The following is a 2,889-nucleotide window of genomic DNA, read 5'->3' as shown; positions in this document are numbered from 1 at the left end:
CTCAGTCGTTGTGGCGCTCCCATGGAGTATCTGTCCCATAGCGCATCCTTCCATTGCTGGCTGAATAATGCACCATCAAAGCCTGGGATCAAACATGTATCCAGCATGTTTCGAACTCATCGCCCCTTTCGGAGCGACCCCTCTTCAGGCAACCGCTGAAAGTGCCTCTTCGGCAGGAAGCAGCGATTCCTTCACTCCCCAGTTGCGGCGGATCAGCGCCAGCGTTTCAGGTGTGACGTTGATGCGCATCGCGGCGATCGAATCGGCGCCGTCCTTGCGCGGCAGGCCGAGCAGCTCGATGTCCCAGCCCACCGACAGGATCGTGGGCACCCAGCTCGAATGCGTCACGAAGATCAGCTGCTTGATGTCGCGCATCAGCGCGAACTCGATCGCGGCGACGGTGATGTTCTTGCGCCCCGTCCACTGGGCGAGCTTGTCCTTGACGTTGGGGTTGGCGCACAGGCGCGTCATCTCCCACGCGGTGTCGTCCGCCGGAACCGGGCTCTGCACCATGTCGGCGAAATGCTCCGCCATGAGTGTCGGCACCGAACAGGGCAGAAGACGGATAGAGGCGACGTGGTTGCCCTCTGCATCCACATCGATGATGTAGATGGCGTCGTCGGTATCGTACTGATCGATTTCCTTGTCGCCGGTTACGGGCAAGTCCCACTTCAGCCAGTCCACGAACACGCGCTTGCGGTCCTGGTGCATCTGATCGATGAGCGCGCGATGCTGCGACTTGGTTTTTGCGGTTATAAACTTGATCATAGCCCCCTCACGAAACACTGCGCGGAACAGCGCGACCAGCAATATTTCCTTCTTAACTCAGAAATATGTATGGTTACTATCCCGGTAACTACCGGGGGGTAAAGTGATATGCACCGTTAAAACAAAAAAGGACCGCAGCAGCCGCTTCCACGCCGCGCTGCCGCAGGGCGGTCATCGATATGCAATGTCCAGGCGCCATGATTGCTGCTTTTTTGAAATGGAGATAAGCTGAATCCCTTACAGGGGGAGAAGCGCGATGGGAAAACGGCGTGTTCGGCAGCAGATGATGGCCGTTTTCTTCGCTGTTATACTGTGGATGCCTGCGCAAGCTGAAGACCGCGTACAAACCGAAGGGCAAACCTTGTTTCGGGATGTCCGTGTCTTCGATGGTCGTTCGGACCGTTTGTCCGGGCCAACGAATGTGCTGGTGCAGGGCAATGTCATCGCGTCGGTTGGCCCCGCGGTCGAGGCCGGGCCGAAGGCTCGGGTGGTCGAAGGCGGTGGCCGTACGCTGATGCCGGGTCTGATCGACGTTCACGTGCATCTGACGTTCGGCGCGCTGACCATGACGGATTTGCTGGCACCCGACCTCACGCCCTTGAAAGTGGAGGCGGCGGCGGCCGAACAGGCGAAGGCCATGTTGCTGCGGGGTTTCACGTCGGTTCGTGATGTGGGCGGCCCGGTGTTCGGCCTGAAAGCCGGGATCGACCGAGGCAAATATCAGGGCCCTCGCATCTGGCCTTCAGGCGCGACGATCAGCCAGACCTCCGGCCACGGCGATTTTCGCCTGCCTTTCGAGCGATCACGCCGTTTCTTTGGAAAAGCCGCGCGCGCTGAAGACATGGGCGCCACCTTCATCGCCGACGGCCGTGACGAAGTGCTGTCGGCCACGCGCGAAAACCTGCGCTTCGGCGCCAGCCAGATCAAGCTGATGGCCGGGGGAGGCACCTCGTCCGACTATGATCCGATCGACGTGACGCAGTATCTGCCCGAAGAGCTTTCCGCCGCCGCCGCCGCCGCAGAGGACTGGGGCACCTATGTCACCGTCCATGCCTATACCTCCCGCGCCGTTCGCCGGGCGATTGATGCCGGTGTCAAGAATATCGAGCATGGCCAGCTTCTCGATGAGGACACGCTCCGGCTGATGGCCGAAAAGGGCATCTGGCTTTCCACCCAGACCTTCGCCGACGACAATCCGAACATGGACCCCAAGCGCCGCGAGAAACGGCGCGAGATCGTCGAGAACACCGCGACCTTGTGGCCGCTGGCAAAGCGGCTTGGGGTGAAGCTGGTGTGGGGCACCGATTTTCTGTTCGAACCCGACCTCAATCACAGACAGAACGACTATCTTCTCAAACTGACGCAGTGGTTCACACCTGCCGAACTCCTGAAGCTCGTCACCCACGACAACGCCCAGCTTCTTGCCCTGTCCGGCAAACGCTCGCCCTATCAGGGCAAGCTGGGCGTGATCGAAGAAGGCGCGCTGGCCGACCTCATTCTGGTGAACGGCGATCCGCTCGCCGACATCGCGCTCATCGCCGATCCGGAACGCAACTTTTCGGTCGTGATGAAGGACGGCGTTTTCTATCGGGGGAGCCCCGAACAATGAGGCTGCCGAGGGGCGCTGCCCTGCTCGCGGCCTGCTGCGGTTTTGCCGCGCCCGCGCTCGCCGGTACGAAAACCGACGGCTGGGACGTAAGGCTGATACCGTATGTGTGGACGGCAAGCGTGGACGGGTCCGTTTCCCACCCTGCCCTTTCCGCGCCGATCCGGGCGCAGGCGAGCTTCGGGGACGTGCTGAAGCGCCTCGATATCGGCGGGATGGTGGCGCTTGAAGCGCGCAAGGGGCGGATCGGCATTCTCGCCGAGGCCCTGCACATCAGCATGTCCGACACGGCGTCTATGCCGGTCGTCGGTCTGCCGGTGGCCCTTTCCACGCGCACGAGCGGCGGACTTCTGGCGGGTGAAGTGCGCATCGTCGATACCGATGCCCTGTCGCTCGATGCCCTGGCGGGTCTGCGCTACTTGTTTAGTCCCTCGTTTTGATGGTGCGGTTCTCTGATAAACCGTTTTGGCTGCTCGGACCATATTTTGCAGACATATTCATATGGGGTGAGGCCT

General features: G+C 61.0%; 4 protein-coding genes. 2 read left to right on the top strand and 2 right to left on the bottom strand.

The annotated features are described in order from the left end of the window. Window positions 1-144: 144 nt before the first annotated feature. Together GGQ98_RS17970 and GGQ98_RS18590 are read right to left on the bottom strand one after the other, a co-directional pair. Window positions 145-768, bottom strand: coding sequence for an acyl-homoserine-lactone synthase (locus GGQ98_RS17970; protein WP_184072030.1), 624 nt, complete (start codon window positions 766-768; stop codon window positions 145-147). Between the two features lie 88 nt (window positions 769-856). Beyond that, window positions 857-1,306, bottom strand: a complete 450-nt coding sequence (locus tag GGQ98_RS18590) for a hypothetical protein (RefSeq protein WP_243452003.1) — start codon at window positions 1,304-1,306, stop codon at window positions 857-859. Between GGQ98_RS18590 and GGQ98_RS17965 the strand changes: the two genes are divergently transcribed. Beyond that, a complete protein-coding gene (locus GGQ98_RS17965; RefSeq protein WP_243452002.1) occupies window positions 1,283-2,377 on the top strand; it encodes a metal-dependent hydrolase family protein in 1,095 nt (364 codons plus the stop codon). The genes GGQ98_RS18590 and GGQ98_RS17965 overlap by 24 nt on opposite strands. Then, window positions 2,374-2,814: a hypothetical protein gene (locus GGQ98_RS17960; RefSeq protein WP_184072028.1), complete on the top strand. Its 441-nt coding sequence runs from the start codon at window positions 2,374-2,376 to the stop codon at window positions 2,812-2,814. Before GGQ98_RS17965 ends, GGQ98_RS17960 begins: the two co-directional genes overlap by 4 nt. Window positions 2,815-2,889: the final 75 nt, after the last annotated feature.

This window comes from Sphingosinicella soli (genome assembly GCF_014199685.1).
Lineage (GTDB): Bacteria > Pseudomonadota > Alphaproteobacteria > Sphingomonadales > Sphingomonadaceae > Sphingosinicella > Sphingosinicella soli.
This window is presented reverse-complemented; position numbering and strand designations above follow the sequence as displayed.